The sequence below is a fragment of the Marinomonas sp. TI.3.20 genome (assembly GCF_038155025.1).
Taxonomy (GTDB): Bacteria; Pseudomonadota; Gammaproteobacteria; order Pseudomonadales; family Marinomonadaceae; genus Marinomonas; species Marinomonas flavescens.
In genome coordinates this window covers 101,798-118,426 of record NZ_JBAKAS010000011.1, presented here as the reverse complement: position 1 = coordinate 118,426, position 16,629 = coordinate 101,798, and the positions used below count along the sequence as shown (strand labels likewise).

At 40.8% G+C, this 16,629-nt stretch carries 16 protein-coding genes; 11 read left to right on the top strand and 5 right to left on the bottom strand.

Going from position 1 to position 16,629, the window contains the following annotated elements; translation table 11 throughout:
• Positions 1-16 precede the first annotated feature (16 nt).
• From hpaI to V6259_RS12320, 4 genes are read right to left on the bottom strand one after another with little or no spacing between them, the layout of a single operon-like run.
• Entirely contained in the window at positions 17-823 is an 807-nt protein-coding gene (gene hpaI, locus V6259_RS12335) for a 4-hydroxy-2-oxoheptanedioate aldolase (protein WP_341584756.1), read from the bottom strand.
• Between the two features lie 12 nt (positions 824-835).
• Positions 836-1,639, bottom strand: coding sequence for a 2-oxo-hept-4-ene-1,7-dioate hydratase (gene hpaH / locus V6259_RS12330; protein WP_341584755.1), 804 nt, complete (start codon positions 1,637-1,639; stop codon positions 836-838).
• A 10-nt stretch (positions 1,640-1,649) separates the two neighbouring features.
• The gene (locus tag V6259_RS12325; RefSeq protein WP_341584754.1) at positions 1,650-2,417 is read right to left on the bottom strand and encodes a fumarylacetoacetate hydrolase family protein; all 768 of its coding nucleotides are present in this window, start codon (positions 2,415-2,417) and stop codon (positions 1,650-1,652) included.
• A 9-nt stretch (positions 2,418-2,426) separates the two neighbouring features.
• Complete coding sequence (locus V6259_RS12320; protein WP_341584753.1) at positions 2,427-3,164, bottom strand: fumarylacetoacetate hydrolase family protein; 738 nt, start codon at positions 3,162-3,164, stop codon at positions 2,427-2,429.
• 259 nt (positions 3,165-3,423) lie between these two features.
• Between V6259_RS12320 and V6259_RS12315 the strand changes: the two genes are divergently transcribed.
• Positions 3,424-4,782 carry an aldehyde dehydrogenase family protein gene (locus V6259_RS12315; RefSeq protein WP_341584752.1) on the top strand — a complete coding sequence of 453 codons (1,359 nt, stop codon included), beginning with the start codon at positions 3,424-3,426 and terminating at the stop codon, positions 4,780-4,782.
• A 73-nt stretch (positions 4,783-4,855) separates the two neighbouring features.
• Here the strand turns inward: V6259_RS12315 and V6259_RS12310 are convergent, their stop codons facing one another.
• Positions 4,856-5,605: a helix-turn-helix transcriptional regulator gene (locus tag V6259_RS12310; protein WP_341584751.1), complete on the bottom strand. Its 750-nt coding sequence runs from the start codon at positions 5,603-5,605 to the stop codon at positions 4,856-4,858.
• Between the two features lie 263 nt (positions 5,606-5,868).
• Here V6259_RS12310 and hpaE point away from each other — a divergent pair, with 263 nt between their 5' ends.
• The 10 genes from hpaE (at position 5,869) to V6259_RS12260 (ending at position 16,622) form a co-directional block, all read left to right on the top strand.
• On the top strand, positions 5,869-7,332 hold the full coding sequence (gene hpaE, locus V6259_RS12305; protein WP_341584750.1) for a 5-carboxymethyl-2-hydroxymuconate semialdehyde dehydrogenase: 1,464 nt from the start codon (positions 5,869-5,871) through the stop codon (positions 7,330-7,332).
• A gap of 89 nt (positions 7,333-7,421) precedes the next feature.
• On the top strand, positions 7,422-7,802 hold the full coding sequence (locus tag V6259_RS12300) for a 5-carboxymethyl-2-hydroxymuconate Delta-isomerase (RefSeq protein WP_341584749.1): 381 nt from the start codon (positions 7,422-7,424) through the stop codon (positions 7,800-7,802).
• Positions 7,803-7,910: 108 nt separating this feature from the next.
• The gene (locus V6259_RS12295; RefSeq protein WP_341584748.1) at positions 7,911-8,942 is read left to right on the top strand and encodes a TRAP transporter substrate-binding protein; all 1,032 of its coding nucleotides are present in this window, start codon (positions 7,911-7,913) and stop codon (positions 8,940-8,942) included.
• Positions 8,943-8,948: 6 nt separating this feature from the next.
• Complete coding sequence (locus tag V6259_RS12290; protein ID WP_341584747.1) at positions 8,949-9,485, top strand: TRAP transporter small permease; 537 nt, start codon at positions 8,949-8,951, stop codon at positions 9,483-9,485.
• Positions 9,485-10,813 (top strand): TRAP transporter large permease, encoded by a 1,329-nt coding sequence (locus V6259_RS12285; RefSeq protein WP_341584746.1) that lies wholly within the window; start codon positions 9,485-9,487, stop codon positions 10,811-10,813. The genes V6259_RS12290 and V6259_RS12285 overlap by 1 nt, the downstream gene beginning before the upstream one ends.
• Positions 10,814-10,837: 24 nt before the next feature.
• A complete protein-coding gene (gene hpaD / locus V6259_RS12280; RefSeq protein WP_341584745.1) occupies positions 10,838-11,767 on the top strand; it encodes a 3,4-dihydroxyphenylacetate 2,3-dioxygenase in 930 nt (309 codons plus the stop codon).
• A 422-nt stretch (positions 11,768-12,189) separates the two neighbouring features.
• A complete protein-coding gene (locus tag V6259_RS12275) occupies positions 12,190-13,329 on the top strand; it encodes a tyramine oxidase subunit B (protein WP_341584744.1) in 1,140 nt (379 codons plus the stop codon).
• A gap of 81 nt (positions 13,330-13,410) precedes the next feature.
• Complete coding sequence (locus V6259_RS12270; RefSeq protein WP_341584743.1) at positions 13,411-13,833, top strand: RidA family protein; 423 nt, start codon at positions 13,411-13,413, stop codon at positions 13,831-13,833.
• A 66-nt stretch (positions 13,834-13,899) separates the two neighbouring features.
• Entirely contained in the window at positions 13,900-15,192 is a 1,293-nt protein-coding gene (locus tag V6259_RS12265) for an NAD(P)/FAD-dependent oxidoreductase (RefSeq protein WP_341584742.1), read from the top strand.
• A 38-nt stretch (positions 15,193-15,230) separates the two neighbouring features.
• Positions 15,231-16,622: an APC family permease gene (locus tag V6259_RS12260; RefSeq protein WP_341584741.1), complete on the top strand. Its 1,392-nt coding sequence runs from the start codon at positions 15,231-15,233 to the stop codon at positions 16,620-16,622.
• Positions 16,623-16,629 lie beyond the last annotated feature (7 nt).

Here is a 16,629-nt window from a genome sequence, read left to right as displayed (position 1 = left end):
CGGCACAGTAACTTGCTTAATACACAGACGGTCCAGAGTCAGCTAGGTCTGTTTGTTCAGGTTTAAAGGCTTGGACTAAGCTTTTAGTACTGTTCATTAATAATCCAGTGTCACTGCCAACGGCAACAAACAAGGCCCCCAATGATAGATAGCGTTTTGCTTGTGTTTTATCGGCCATCAGAATGCCTGGTGCTTTGCCTGCTCGGACGATTTTTTTAATACTATCTTCTATAACACGGACGACTTCAGGATGGTTCGGTTGGCCAATGTACCCTAATGAGGCACTTAAATCCGCTGGGCCAATAAACACACCGTCTACACCGTCTACGTTGAGAATATCCTCTAATGCCGCGACCGCTTTTGCCGATTCAATCTGCACCAACACACAAATTTCATCATTAGCGGTTGTCAGGTAGTTGGCGGTACGATTAAAGGCCGATGCTCGTGCTAAGGCGCTGCCAACACCTCGAATACCAGCCGGAGGGTACCTAGTGGCTTCAACAATGCTTTTGGCTTGCTCTGCATTATCGACCATTGGTGCGAGTATGGTTTGTACTCCAAGGTCCAAAATTTGTTTGATGGACACATGATCTGCCCACGCAGGGCGAACGATAGGATGGCTTGGGTAGGGGGCGATAGCCTGCAGTTGCCCTATCATGGTTTGCAGCGTATTAGGTGCATGCTCACCATCGATTAATAACCAATCGAATCCAGCCGAAGCAATCAATTCAGCGGTATAGTTATTGGCCAATCCTAGCCATAAACCAATTTGCTGTTGCTGGTTTTTCATTGCTGCTTTAAACATGTTTTTTGGCGCTGACATGGTGATTCACTCCTAAGCAAAGTGGCAGGAAATCGTGCCTAACGGACCATAATCGACATTGAATGTATCGCCTTTTCGTGCAGCAATAGGCCGAGTAAAGGAGCCCCCTAGAATGATTTGCCCAGGTTCTAGTGCCACATCAAATGGTGCCAATTTATTCGCGAGCCATGCCACACCGTTAGCAGGGTGGTTTAATACGCCAGCGGCAACGCCGGTTTCTTCTATGATGCCGTTACGTTGCATGATTGCAGAGACCCAACGTAGATCAAGGTCGCCTATTTTGATTGGTCGCCCACCCAGAATAATGGCTGCGTTGGCTGCATTGTCTGAAATAGTGTCGAATACTTTGCGTGGACGTTTTGTTTCTGGGTCAATAGATTGACTGCGGGCATCAATCAACTCTAACGCGGGAACAACGTAGCCAGTAGCATCGTAAACATCAAAAATGGAGCAGTTTGGCCCCTTAAGCGGTTTATCTAGAATAAAGGCTAATTCAACTTCAATACGAGGGACAATAAATTTGCTTGTGTCGATTTCACAGCCATCATGATAAAGCATGTCATCGAGTAGGGTGCCGTAATCTGGCTCGTCTATTTGTGAGCTCATTTGCATCGCTCGCGACGTTAGCCCGATTTTATGGCCGATGACTTTACGGCCTTCATCTAGCTTCATTTGCACCCATTCACGCTGAATTGCATAGGCGTCATTAAAATCAATATCTGGATACTCAAGGGAAAGCTGGCGTACTTGAATACGTTCTTTTTCCGCTTGATGTAAGCGCTTTGCACAGTCAGTAATGATGTGAGGAGCAAGCATATTATTATCCTTATTTTGCTAGATTGGCGAGGTAGTCTGTTTCAGAGATAATTGTGTTACGCAGTACGCCCACACCCTCTACTTCTGTGATGATCTCATCACCAGATTTCACATCCGCAAGACCTTCAGGGGTACCGGTGAAAATCATATCGCCAGGGCTTAATGTCATGATGTCACTTAAGTAAGCAATCAGATGTGGGATATTAAAGACCAAATCTTTAGTGTTGCCTTCTTGTTTTAGCTCGCCGTTAATATAGGTTCTTAGCATCAAATTATGCGGGTCTTTGACCTCGGCTGCATCAATGATATAAGGACCAATGGGAGTGCAAGTGTCGCGGCTTTTTACGCGAAGGTTAGGGCGGTAGTAATTTTCTAAGTAGTCGCGAATGGCGTAGTCATTGCCCACGGTATAGCCGCCGACATAATCCATAGCGTCTTCCATTGAGACATTTTTTGCTTCTTTTCCAATGACGACCACTAACTCACACTCATAATGCATGTAATCCACATTATCAGGGCGATAAGTATGTTGGTTGTGACCGATCAAAGAGTTTTTATTCTTTAAAAAAACCAATGGCTCTTCAGGGGCTTTAAAAGAAAGCTCTGCCGCGTGGTCAGCGTAATTAATCGCAAGTATAAAGGCCTTGCCTTCACACGGTGGTAGCCATTGAAAGGTACCTTCTGCGAGCACATCGCCTTGCTCTGTGACGACTTGGTCTTGTTTATTAACGGTGACAGTGAGTATTTCATTATTAAAAAATATACGAGCGTGTTTCATGATCGATTCCTATGCTTGCGTTACTGGGTTAGTAAGGCAACCAATGCCTTCGATGTTGATTGTCACGCTATTGCCTGACTTAATTTCAAGTGCAGCTGTGCGCTCTGGCGTGCCGGCGATGATAAGGTCACCAACTTCAAGCGTGATAAAACCGCTGATGTAACTGATCACGGCTTCAACGGAATAGATGAGCTGATCCGTATTGGTCTCATGCACGAGTTCATCATCAATATAAGTACTAATAACCAGTTTATTGGGTTCGTCCACGGCGTTTTTGTCGATTATCCATGGCCCGATTGGGCAAAAAGTGTCACGGCATTTTGCTTTAACGGCAGGGCGATAAAAGGATGTTTCAGCAAGGCTAACTTCATTCACTATCGTATAGCCTTTGACATACTCTAAAGCTTCTTCTTCCGTTACGCGGCAAGCTTTTTTACCAATGACAATACCCAATGCTGGGCCTGCATAAACAGGGCCTTTGTCCGTTGGAATACGAATGGGTTGCCCATAACCAAGGTGAGTATTGTCTGTCTTAATGTGAAGCACTGGTGTTTTTGGCGGTGCTACATGAGGCTTTTCGTTAAAGCTTGCTACTAATGACTGATATAACCCTTTGTCATTCAGCGCAACTCCGATAACCGCGCCATTTGTTGCAGGTAGGAGACCTTCTTTTAAAGGCACGTCAAGAGCTGCATCAGTGTGCAAGGATAATGCTTCGTTTGATTTTTTTATTCTGTAATGGAACATCGGTTTATTGCCCTAATATGCTTAACATGTTAATTATATTCACCTAAGATAATTCCTCTGTCAACTAAAAGTGATTTGTAATAGTGCTGAGGGTGAATTTATTTTGCCTCTGTGTAGCTCGAATCATGCCATGTGGCAGAAGGTCTTATCGTTTCTCAAAGGCTTTCAAAGGTAAAAATATCCCCATAGGGATATAGGTTTGAAGGTTTGAATTCATAAACTGTCTTTATCCAAAATAATAAATCTAAAGGTGGAAAGTATGCAGATCGACGTAATTAATCCCGCAACAAAGCAAGTCGTTGAAACATTGAATAGATCAAGTGTAGAAGAAGTCAACGATGCGGTTGCCACTGCGCTTCAGAGTTTTGAAACGTGGCGTCAGAAAACATCAGAAGAAAGAGGTGTTGTATTGCACGCGATTGCAGATGGCATTGAAGCTTCAGCGACTGAATTGGCGAATTTAATCGTTGCAGAGCAGGGGAAGCCATTGCCTGTGGCGATGATGGAAGTGGGAGGTGCTGTTGCTTGGACTCGTTACAATGCGGACTTATCTCAAGCTCCGGAAGTATTAGAGGACAGTGCCGATAGATTGGTACAAGTGCACAGATTACCACTGGGTGTTGTTGCTTCAATAACACCATGGAATTGGCCTTTGATGATTGCTATCTGGCATATCATGCCCGCGCTTAAAGCTGGTAATGCTGTCGTTATAAAGCCTTCTTCAAATACACCACTTAGCACGATTAAGCTGGTGGATATTGTGTCAGCCATTGAGCCTGGGATATTAGGGATTGTATTAGGTGGTAAAATTGCTGGAGAGGCTTTAGTTACCCACCCCGAGGTGAAGAAATTAGTGTTTACTGGGTCAACGCCAACAGGGACTCATTTGGCAAGTCTAATAGCAAAAGACCTAAAAAAGGTGACATTAGAGCTGGGTGGTAATGATGCCGGCATAGTTTTAGCGAATGCAGATATTGATAAACTGGCTTCTAAAATATACATGGGTGCCTTTATTAATATGGGCCAAACATGTGCCGCTCTGAAAAGACTGTATGTCCATCGTTCAAAATACGATGCCTTGTGTGATGCTCTTGTTGATATGGCGAAAGCAGAAGTGGTTGGCAATGGCATGGAAGAAGGTGTGACATTCGGACCTGTGCAGAATAAAAACCAATATGACTTGGTCACATCTATGATTCAGCAGGCGCGTGACAGTGGCTCTGAGGTTATTGCACCTGAATTACCAGAAGGGCTGGATGGCTATTTTATCGCGCCGACTATTATCAAAAATCCACCATTAGAGCTAAGCGTCGTTTGTGATGAGCAGTTTGGCCCTGTGCTTCCAGTGATTCCTTATGATGATATCAAGGAAATCATGAAAGACGCCATTCATAAAGAATTTGCTTTGGGTGGCTCTGTATGGGGAGAAGAAAGTGAAGAGTTGGATTGGGTGGTAGGGCAGTTAGATTCCGGCACTGTTTGGATAAATAATCACGCCGAAGTTTTGCCCCATATACCTTTTGGAGGTAATAAACTATCTGGTTTAGGTGTTGAGTTTGGCGTAGAGGGTTTTCTGGAGAACACTCAGCGTAAAGTAGTTAGTTACTCTAGGACATAAGCGCAATGAGAAGGGTCGTGTTGAAAAATACGCCCCTTTTTTTTAAATTTCATGGTAAAGCATGTACAGCTTTTTAAATAAATCTTTTGAATAACTCGCCTTGAGACTTTATGCCAAGTTTTCGATAAATACTTTTACGATGATTTTTTATTGTTCCTTCAGACACAAAACATAAAGAGGAAATGATGGCAGATGAATGGCCTTCCAAAATAAGTTGAGTAATTTCTTGTTCACGGGGCGTTAAGTTGAAATGACATAGTATTGTTTTGATTTTGTCTGTTTTGGGTTGGTTAGAGACGACTTTTTCTAAAGGGGTGAAGGATCTATTAATGGATTCATGGGTATGAATGGCAGCTTTCACTGAGTTGAAAAAAGGCAGTAGTTCAAGGCTTATGTGACTTAAATTCTTACTTTCTGTAGTAAATGAAAGGGCAATTATTCTGTCATTGATGGAACCGATGACAAAGTTTGTTTCATTCGACCAACCAAGTTTATGATAGAACTCATCATAATAAGTGGAGCGTTCAAAATCTTGTCGCACAATATCACGAAGTGAAATAAAACCGCTTGCCTGCCTGTTGCAAATCCACTCATAAAAAGGGTCTAACAAGTAGGCTGATTGACAATACTCATTATCTAAATCTGATCTTATTACGTTATCAGAAATGATTGATATAGGGGCGCTGTTTGGTGCGTAACTAAAAACAATGCAACTTTTTATTTGCTGAATAACTCTAATCGAATCAATTACTTTCTCATAAAATTCCAGCTTTCCGATACTATCAATGAGGACTGGTAACGATTCATAAGCGCTTAGTTGCATTTCAGTAGTCTCCGCTTTTATTTTTATTAAGTCGTTATTTTTTAGATCTAATTACAAGTACTTGTCAAGTTAGTATAAGCACAACAAAAATTAATTATCAGCAATTTCTTTGTTAACTAAATTTGCCTTTGTCGCTTGACAAAAGGACGTTCTAGTAATAATTTACTTAACATGTTAACAAAGTTGCAGCGATTTTGTCATGCTTATATCTAAAGCTCTTATAGCTGCGTTAGAAAGAATAAGATCCACCAAGGAGGATAAAAATGATAAAAAATCTAATTAATGGTAAGTGGGTAGAAAGTAAAGAAACTTTTCAAACCTTCAACCCTGCTACAGGTGAGGTGTTGGCTGAAGTTGCACATGCTTCTGATGCTCAAGTGGCTGAAGCTGTGGCAGCTGCAAAAGCGGCGTTTCCTGCATGGGCAAACATGCCGGTTGCGAAACGCTCCAAAATTATTAGCAAATTAGGGGATTTAATTGCCGATAATGTTGAAGAGCTTGCGCAATTAGAAACGGCTGATACGGGTTTGCCAATCTATCAAACACAAAATGCCCTCGTTCCTCGAGCCTCAAATAATTTTTATTTTTTCTCAGAAATGGCGAAACAAATGAACGGCCATACTTATCCCATGGACGATCAGATGCTGAATTACTCTTTGTATCAGCCAACGGGTGTGTGTGCCTTGATATCTCCTTGGAATGTGCCTTTTATGACAGGAACTTGGAAAACGGCACCTTGTTTAGCGTTGGGTAATACAGCGGTGATGAAACAATCTGAATTATCCCCGTTGACAACAGATTTTCTAGGTCGTTTATCACTTGAAGCAGGTATCCCTGCTGGTGTGTTCAATATCGTACATGGTTTTGGTTCAACCACTGGGAACGCTCTAATTACTAATCCAGATGTAGCTGCGATTTCTTTTACCGGTGGTACAGCGACAGGTAAGCACATTATTGCCGCTGCAGGGTTAAAGAAATTCTCAATGGAGTTAGGTGGTAAATCACCGGTTATGATCTTTGATGATTGCGACTATGAACGTGCTCTTGATGCCGCTGTATTTGGTATTTTCTCTATTAATGGCGAGCGTTGTACGGCAGGTTCTCGAATTTTTGTACAAGAAACTATCTACGATAAATTCTGTGAAGATTTTGCTGCCCGTACAAATAAAATTGAAGTGGGTGATCCCACTGATATGAATACAAAAGTGGGTTCGTTGATTAACCAACAACATTGGGAAAAAGTCACAGGTTATATCAGAACTGGAATTGAAGAAGGTGCCACACTGATTGCTGGTGGCCCTGATAAGCCAGTTGCAGATTTGCCAGAGCATCTTAAAGGAGGACATTTCGTTCGTCCAACAGCATTCCGTGACGTAACTAACGATATGCGCATCGCTCGCGAAGAAATTTTTGGACCTGTGGCTGTGCTGATTCCATTTAAGGATGAAGAAGATGCTCTGCGTATGGCTAATGATAACGATTATGGCTTGGCATCTTATTTGTGGACACAAGACAACGGTAGGGTTCATCGAATTGCGCGTCGTATTGAAGCGGGTATGTTGTTTGTTAATAGCCAAAACGTACGAGATTTACGCACGCCATTTGGTGGTATGAAGGCATCTGGTACAGGCCGAGAAGGCGGGGTTTACAGCTATGAGATTTTCTGTGAGCCAAAGAATGTATGTATCAGTATGGGAAGTCATCATATTCCTAAATGGGGTGTGTAGCGAGAATAAGATGGAGCGGCTTTAATGATTAAGTCGCTTTCTTTTTAAATATTTATTTACTGCTATAACAAGCTAAATTGAGGTGAAAAATGCCCCATTTCGTTATTGAATATTCTGCTAATTTAGAAGATAAAATTGATTTTCAGCCGATGTTCAGGGCGTTTCACGAATACGTAGTGTCGACAGGGTATTTCCCGATTGCCGGTGTTCGTAGTCGTGCAATTTGTCTGGATCATTATCGTGTGGCTGATGGGCGTGACGACTTTTCATTAATAAATCTTAATCTAAAAATAGGACATGGGCGAAGTCAGGATATTAAACAGGAGGTCGCAGATAATGTGTTTAATATTCTTTGTGATTTCATGAAAAATGTTACTGATAAACAATACTGTCAGATTTCGTTTGAATTAACCGAACTGGATCCAGTTCTTAAATTTAATAAAAATAACCTACATGCGTTATTTAAATAAGTAACACTTTACTTGAAATCATTAATAGATTGTAAAAAATAGCTCAAAGCTCGCTTAAAAAATAATTAGATAACGATTCTTATAACTATAAAAACGAGGATAATCGTGATGAAATTTAAACATATATTTTCCGTGACAGCAGCATTATTGTCAGTAGCAGTAGCAACATCCAGTTCCGCAGAAACGATACGCGTAGCAAGCTGGCTTCCACCAACTAATCCAATGAATGCAGTCGTAATCCCTCAATGGGGTAATGCTATTAGTAAGGCAACTAATGGTCGAATCAAGGTCGAAATTGTCTATGGATTGGGTCACCCTAAAACCATGTGGAACCTTGTTGAAGATGGTATTGTGGATGCTAGTTATAGCTATCATGGCTATGTACCAGGACGTTTTGAATTGCCTCAAGTTGTAGAACAACCAGGTCTTGGTGTTAATGCAGAAGCAGCCTCTTATGCGTTATGGAAAACCTATGAAAAATTTTTTGTTAAGTCTAAAGAATTTGCAGGCTTAAAGTTACTGGGACTGTTTACCCATGGGCCAGGTCAAATTCATTCTAATTTCCCCGTTAATAACATCAAAGATCTAGAGAACAAAAAGATCCGTATCGGCGGTGGTGTGCAAACTATTCTTGCCGAAAAATTCCATGTGACGCCAGTGGGTGCACCAGCGACAAAAGTCTATGAAATGATGCAACAAGGCGTTATTGATGGCGCATTTTTGCCTGTGGTCGAACAAAAAGTACTTCGTCTTTCTGAAGTAACGAAAGATCTGACTGTATTCCCTGGTGGCTTGTATATGGGGAGTTTTTCGATGTTTATGAACCCTGATGTATTCGCTGATTTAGACAAAAAAGACCAAGCGATTATTAACAAGGTATCGGGTGAGAGCTTGTCTGTTTTAGCCGGTAAAGCATGGGATGCTGGAGATTTAGCTGGTTTAAAAAGTGCTCGGGACTCTGGCGTGAAAGTGAACATTTTAAAAGCAGATTCAAGCTTAGTAAAAGAGATGGATAAAACGATCGCTGATGTGTCAGACACCTGGGTTAAAACAGTGGATAAAGATGGCTATGACGGTGAAGCCGCACTGTCATATTTAAAGAAAACTGCGACTAAATATGCTGCTGAACACAAGGAGTAAACGGATATGTTTGCTCCTTTAGCCAAGTTGTCAGCAGTGGTTAATACGCATCATAGTGAATTCGGACTGGCCAAATGGGTCATTTTCATTCTTGAGCTCGTTTCCAGCTTGGTGCTGTTTGCTTTGATGCTACTCACTTGCAGTGATGTGTTCGGACGCTATGCTCTGGCTAATTCGGTCAATGGAACCACTGAATTAACCGAATTAGCATTGGGTATTATTGTCTTTTGCCAAGTCCCCGTCATCACACTGACGGGATCCAACGTGGTTGTCGATATTTTAGATCGTGTGTTGCCTATGTGGTTCGTTCGCTGTAGCTCAGTGATCATCAATGTATGTGTTGGTGCTGGTTTTATCTTTATTGCAGACCGTATTTGGTTTCAGGCACTGCGTTCTTTGCGACGAGGTGTAGTCACTGAGTTCTTGTTAATCCCTGTTGCGTATTTTGTGCAATTCATTTCGATCATGATGTACGTGACAGCGGCTATTTTAATTTATCGAGCATTAAAAGAGCTGCTTGTTTGTATTAGAGGGCGTGCCTAATGCTGGTATCATTTATTGGTTTTGCGGTTCTGTTGTGTCTTATTTTAGTTTTTCGTATGCCGATCGCTTTTGCTATGGGTTTTGTAGGTACTGTTGGATTCGCCTATTTACAAGGATTAGGAATAGACAATCTGTTTGATTTTCGTTGGACAGGTCCGATTGCTTTAGCATCAAATCGTATAATAGATACGGCGCAAGAATACAGTTTGTCTGTGATTCCCTTGTTTATCTTAATGGGGAACTTTGTCACCAAGGCAAACCTTTCTGGTGAATTGTATCGGGCATCGAATGCTTTTTTAGGACATAGAAAAGGCGGTTTGGCCATGGCAACAATAGTGGCTTGTGGTGGTTTCTCTGCTATTTGTGGCTCTAGTTTAGCAACGTCTGCAACGATGGCTAAAGTGGCTATGCCATCCATGCGCAAATATGGTTATCAGGATGGTTTAGCGAGTGCATCGATTGCTGCAGGTTCAACTTTAGGAATTTTAATTCCACCAAGTGTTATTTTGCTAATCTATGGTTTATTAACTGAGACGAGTATTCGTGAGTTATTTGCTGCAGGATTCTTGCCTGGTATGTTGGGTATTTTCTTATACCTTCTGGCAGTACGTTATGTTGTATGGCGTCATCCAGAGCGTGGCCCAAGTGCGGAAAAATCGTCTTTTTCAGAGCGTATTCTGGCATTAAAAAACGTATGGGGCGTGCTGTTGCTGTTCTGTATTGTCATGGGCGGCATTTATATGGGAGTTTTCACACCATCAGAGGCCGCTGGGATTGGCGCTGGCGGTGCGTTTTTGATCGCTATAATGCGTAGATCATTATCAGTGTCAGCGATTTTTCATGCATTAATTGACACAGGCCGAACTACTGCCATGTTGTTTGTTGTTTTGATTGGTGCTTTGATTTTTTCAGATTTTATTACCATTGCTGGTTTGCCCGGTGAGTTATTGGCTTTTGTGAAAAGTTTTGACCTACCCCCGATGGGTGTAATTCTTATTATAGTTGGTATTTATCTGGTTTTAGGCATGGTCTTCGAAAGCCTATCGATGATTTTATTAACTGTACCTATTTTTTATCCTTTAGTGCAAAGCTTAGGTTTCGATCTAGTTTGGTTTGGTATCGTCGTTGTTGTTGTTACTGAGATTAGCTTGATTACGCCACCTGTTGGCATGAATGTATTTGTGCTTAGTGCGGTATTAAAAGATGTAAAAGCAGGAACAATTTTTAAAGGGATTACACCATTCTGGTGTGCAGATATGTTTCGTTTGGGCTTGATTATTTTCATTAGTTCCATCGCACTTATACTGCCAGAAATTTTATATCGATAATTATAATAAGTATGGAGAAAATGTATGGGTAAGTTAGCGCTTGCTGCGAAAATTACGCATGTACCTTCAATGTATCTTTCAGAGTTAGATGGCCCTCAAAAAGGCTTTCGGCAAGCGGCAATAGATGGGCATCATGAAATATCACGACGTTGCCGTGAGCTTGGTGTTGATACAATTGTGGTGTTTGATACTCATTGGTTGGTCAATGCCAATTACCATGTGAACTGTGCAAAGCACTGGAAAGGCGTTTATACAAGCAATGAACTGCCTCATTTTATTAACAATATGCCATATGAAATGGATGGTAACCCTGAACTGGGGCGAATTATTGCTGAAGTATGCAATGCCGAGGGAGTGGAGACGTTAGCTCATGATAAAACGACATTAGCTCCTGAGTATGGCACCTTGGTGCCTATGCGTTATATGAATGCAGATAACCACTTTAAAGTGGTTTCTATTTCTGCATTGCTAACGGTGCATTATCTTAATGATTCGGCTAGGCTGGGTTGGGCTATTCGAGAAGCTATTGAAAAACATTACGATGGTACTGTCGCCATTTTAGCGAGTGGTTCTTTGTCTCATCGTTTTGCGCAAAATGGCCGTGCACCAGAATTTTCTACTAAAGTTTGGAGCCCTTTCTTAGAAGAGCTTGACCATAGAGTTGTGCAAATGTGGGAAAATGCAGAATGGGAAACCTTTTGTAAGATGTTGCCAGAGTATGCTGCAAAGGGCCATGGTGAAGGTTTTATGCATGATACTGCCATGTTACTTGGTGCTCTTGGGTGGTCAGACTATGATCAGAAGGTCGAAGTGGTTACGCCTTATTTCGGTAGTTCTGGTACGGGCCAAATTAATGCAATTTTCCCTGTTTCACCACAAACAGGCGACGCAGTACCGGCACCACAAGCATCTGTAGAAAATGGAACTTTCATATATGGCGACAGCCGCCTTTAAAGTAACCATTTAAAACAAAGCGATAAAGAACGCTATGATCATTAATCACTTAGTCAACTAAGTGGTTAATGATTTTTTGTTATAGTCAAACTATTCCTAATTCCTAATCTTATTCAGTGTTACTTTCTTCACCCCATTAGACTACCTTTCTTAATAAAATATGCATGACTTTATTTGTTAAACAAGAATGTCCCTAAAGGGACATATTATTTATTTATTTTCTATATAAAATGAAAATCAATGCTTATTTTTAAAGATTGTTTTGAGTGTAATTACATTTTGTTTTATGAATGAATACAGACAATTCTCATAAAAACATCTAAAGGCATTATATACTTGTAGTTTTAATTCAGAGTGATAAATACTATATATGCATTCTGTTTTAATTATTAAAAATAAAAATATTAATAGGTATGACCATTATGTCAGAAGATACTAAGATTGATTTTATTTACCTTTCTGAGCCCGATATGATTAAAGCGGGCGTGACAGATATGCCGAGTTGTGTAGATACAATTGAAGAGATGTTTGTATTAATGCACAAAGGTGATTATCGCATGGCCGGAGCTAATAATGATTCGCATGGGGCAATGGTAACTTTCCCTGAAGAACCAGAAATTCCTACTATGCCTCGACATACTCCAGATCGTCGTCTTATGGCCATGCCAGCATACCTTGGTGGTGATTATCAAACTTGTGGCGTCAAATGGTACGGTTCTAATATTGCTAACCGTGAGAAAGGCCTTCCTCGTTCTATTTTAATGTTCATTCTTAATGATGTTCATACTGGTGCGCCATTAGCCTACATGTCTGCCAATTTGTTATCTGCTTATCGTACTGGTGCTGTGCCTGGTGTGGGCGCTCGTCATTTAGCTCGTAAAGATTCAAAAGTTATTGGTCTGTTAGGTCCTGGAGTAATGGGCAAGACGTCAATCGCTGCCTTTATGGCTGTTTGTCCAAATATTGATACTTTGAAAGTAAAGGGACGTGGCCAAAAAAGCTTGGATAGTTTTACTTCTTGGGTAAAAGAAACCTATCCGCAAATTACAACACTTCAAGTTGTAGACTCATTAGAAGACCTTGTTCGAGGTTCGGATATCGTCACATATTGTAATTCAGGTGAAACAGGGGATGTTTCATCTTATCCAATTGTTAAGAGAGAGTGGGTTAAAGCGGGCGCTTTTATTTCTATGCCTGCATACAGTCGTTTTGACTCGGCTCTTGAAGCGGATGATGTACGTAAAGTGATGGATAACATTGGTCTTTATGAAGCTTGGCATTCTGAAGTACCAAAACCTGCTCATAAATATATACCCATTATTGGTTGTCGCTTCATGGATATGATTGATGAAGGTCTGATGACTAGAAATCAACTTGAAGATCTCGGCGCTATCGCTGCAGGTGATGCTCCAGGCCGTCAAAATGATGAAGAAATCATTGTGCTTTCTGTCGGAGGATTACCAACAGAAGATGTGGCTTGGGGAACTAAGTTATACCGAAATGCTTTAGAAAAAGGCATTGGTGTAAAGCTTAACCTTTGGGAAACCCCAACGCTTCGTTAATCCATATACCTCCCCTTTAAGAGCTCTTTCAATTTTATAGAGCTCTTCTTTTTTAGTTTTTTAATTCGTTAGGTAATCTAAATGACCCAAATTGTAAAAGTAAAAACTGGTTCTAAGCTTGAAGAAGTTGCTAGCTACTCTCGTGTGGTCGCTGTAGATAATTGGATATATGTTTCCAATACAGCTGGTCGCCATCCTGAAACTAAAGAAATGCCAGAAGGTGCTATTGCGCAAACTGAGCAAATTTTCAGCAATATTGAAACAGCCTTAAAAGCCGTTGATTCAAGTCTATCTGATGTAGTGTGTTCTCGTGTTTTTATTCAAAACCCTGAAGACACCAATGAAGTTATGGCGTTTATCGGCACTAAATTTCGCGGTGTTGATCCGACTACCACAGTGACTTGCCCACCATTAGGGTCTTCTATTTATAAAGTAGAAATTGAAGTGACTGCCTTCCGTGGTGCTTCACAAGCAGACATTAAATACATAAATCTTGCTGATTAGAAAATCGTCGAATAGTAATAAGAGCAGAGATCTAAGTTTTTTATATCTCGCTGTAGGATACATGTTATGACAAAAAAACTTGAAAGATTGATAACCTCAGATCAAATTCCAGAATCAACATCGGTTGTTATTATCGGTGGCGGAATCGTAGGAGTGTCTGCAGCACTAGCCTTGGCTGAGAGAAATATCTCAGTAGTCTTGTTAGAAAAAGGTCATATTGCTTGTGAGCAATCATCACGCAATTTAGGTTGGATACGAAAAACGAGTCGTCATGCGGCCGATGTTCCTATGGCTATGGCCGCCGATAGAATGTGGGCAGAGATGCCACAGCGTATTGGTGCAGATGTAGGTTATAAGCAGGCAGGCATTATGTTCTTGGGTAAGACCGATGAGCAAATGGCGATGCATGAAAACTGGCTGAAATCTGTCGACTCATTGTCACTAGACTCTAAGATATTGAGCGTTAAAGAGATTGATGCATTAGTGCCTAATGGTACTGGTGATTGGAAAGGAGGTATCTATACGCCATCAGATGGCCGCGCTGAACCTGCACTAGCCACCACAGCATTAGCAAAAGGTGCATTAGAAAAAGGCGCGATTATTGTACAAAACTGTGCTGTTCGCACCTTGGTTATGACGGGAGGAAAAGTAACCGGAGTCATGACTGAACGAGGAGAAATTCAGTGTGAACAAGTGTTACTTACAGGTGGAGCATGGTCTCGCCGGTTCCTAGGTAATTTAGGCGTTTCGTTACCAACATTACCATTAATTTGTTCTGTTTTACGAACGACACCTATGGAAGGTCCAACTGATATTGCTGTTGGTGGACCTGATTTTTCATTTCGTAAGCACCAAGATGGTGGCTTCATCATTACTCAACGAGGCAGGCTAGACGCTCCAATAATTTTGGACCATTTTAAAATTGGTTTGAAATATAAGGACCAACTACGATCTTCTCGAGGTTTTTTGAAGGTGTCATTTGGTAAAGAGTTTTTTAAAGACTTATCTATGCCTCGTCACTGGAATGGAACGAATAGTTCACCTTTTGAACATAATCGTGTCCGTGAACCAAAGGTAAATCACGAACTGAATAAAGACGCGATGGTAAATTTGCTAAATGCTTGGCCAGCATTTGAGAATGCAAAAATCGATGAATCATGGGCTGGTGTTATTGATGTTACACCAGACTCAACACCAATAATTGACAGAATTAAATCCATTCCTGGATTGACTGTCGCAACTGGATTTTCTGGGCATGGCTTTGGAACAGGGCCTGCTGCAGGTCAACTTGCCGCAGATATTGTTTCTAACTCTAATCCTATTATAGATCCTAGCCCTTATCGTTTTGATCGATTTTAAATTGATTAATATGTTTATTCACTAAAGGTAGTTAAAAAATGAGTGATACTAAAAAAATAAAAACAAGTAGCTCTTCTCAAACCCCTTCAACCACTAAAAAGTTAGGCTTTCTAACCATGATGGGGGTCTGTATCGGGGTGGTGATTGTTCAAGGGTCAATGATTTCATCTACTCAGGGTATTGGCATGGGGGGGATGGCTTTTATAGCAGCAATGGTTACCGCGTTTATTATTGCTCAATTTAATGCAATGAGCTTTTCAGAGTTGTCATTGATGTTTCCTAACGAAGGAACATTGGCTACCTATACGCAAAAAGCAATCGGGCATTTTCCCGCTATTGTTGCTGTATTTTCGGGATATGTTGTTGTCGCTGCTTTGGCTGTACCTGTAGAAATGTTTTTGGTTGATGCCATGCTCAGCCAGTTATTTCCTCATATGTCTATTGGCAAAGTAGCTCCGCTTATAATACTAGCAATTTTGATGATTACTAATCTTATTGGCGCCGATATATTTGCTAAAGTGCAAAACTTTCTTGTATGTATACTCATTAGTGCACTTGTTATTATTGGGCTTGTTGCAATTACTGGCACATTTACTCCCCATCCACAATTAACTGGAGAGACTGTTAATTGGAGCTTTGAAGGAGTACTGAATGGCTCATTTATGAGTTATGTAGCACTTGCTATGTGGTTGATGGTCGGTGTTGAATTTATTTGCCCCATGATCAATGAGGTGAAAAATCCTCATAAAAATATCCCTAGAGCTATGCACTGGTCATTATTTTTGATTTTTACTATCTTTTTGCTATTTGCATATGGCGCTAGTTTATATCTTAATGTTGACACATTAACTAATTCACCTATTCCTTATTTAGATTACGCAAATGCAGTCTTTGGGCCAAGTGGTTTAGTTATTGCTACTATTATGGGCATAGCGGCTACTTGCAGTACCATTAATACGGTTCTTGCTTCAGTACCAAGAATGCTTCATGGTATGGCTGAACAAAAACAAGCGTTCCCACAATTAAAAGCAAAAAATCGTTTTGATGCACCTTGGGTTGGAATAGTAATGATGACATTATTTATTGCTATCCCATATATAGCTCTTGATATCGATTCATTAATCACTTTGGTTATAGCCGCAACAAGCAGTTGGCTTCTTGCTTATATTGTTGCACACATAAACGTTATCGTATTAAGAAAACGTCTACCAAACCATGACCGCCCATATAAAACACCATTTTACCCAGTACCACAGATTTTAGGTATTGTTGCAATGGTTTATGTTATTTTAAATAATTCTCCTTCTCCTGATATGACAAAAGCTGTTTTTTCTATTGCAGGTGGTATTTTATTAGTGGTTGGAATTATTGCAGCACTCTGGGTTAAGTTTTATATGAAGCGAAACCTATTTGAACCAGATATGGATTGATTAGTTA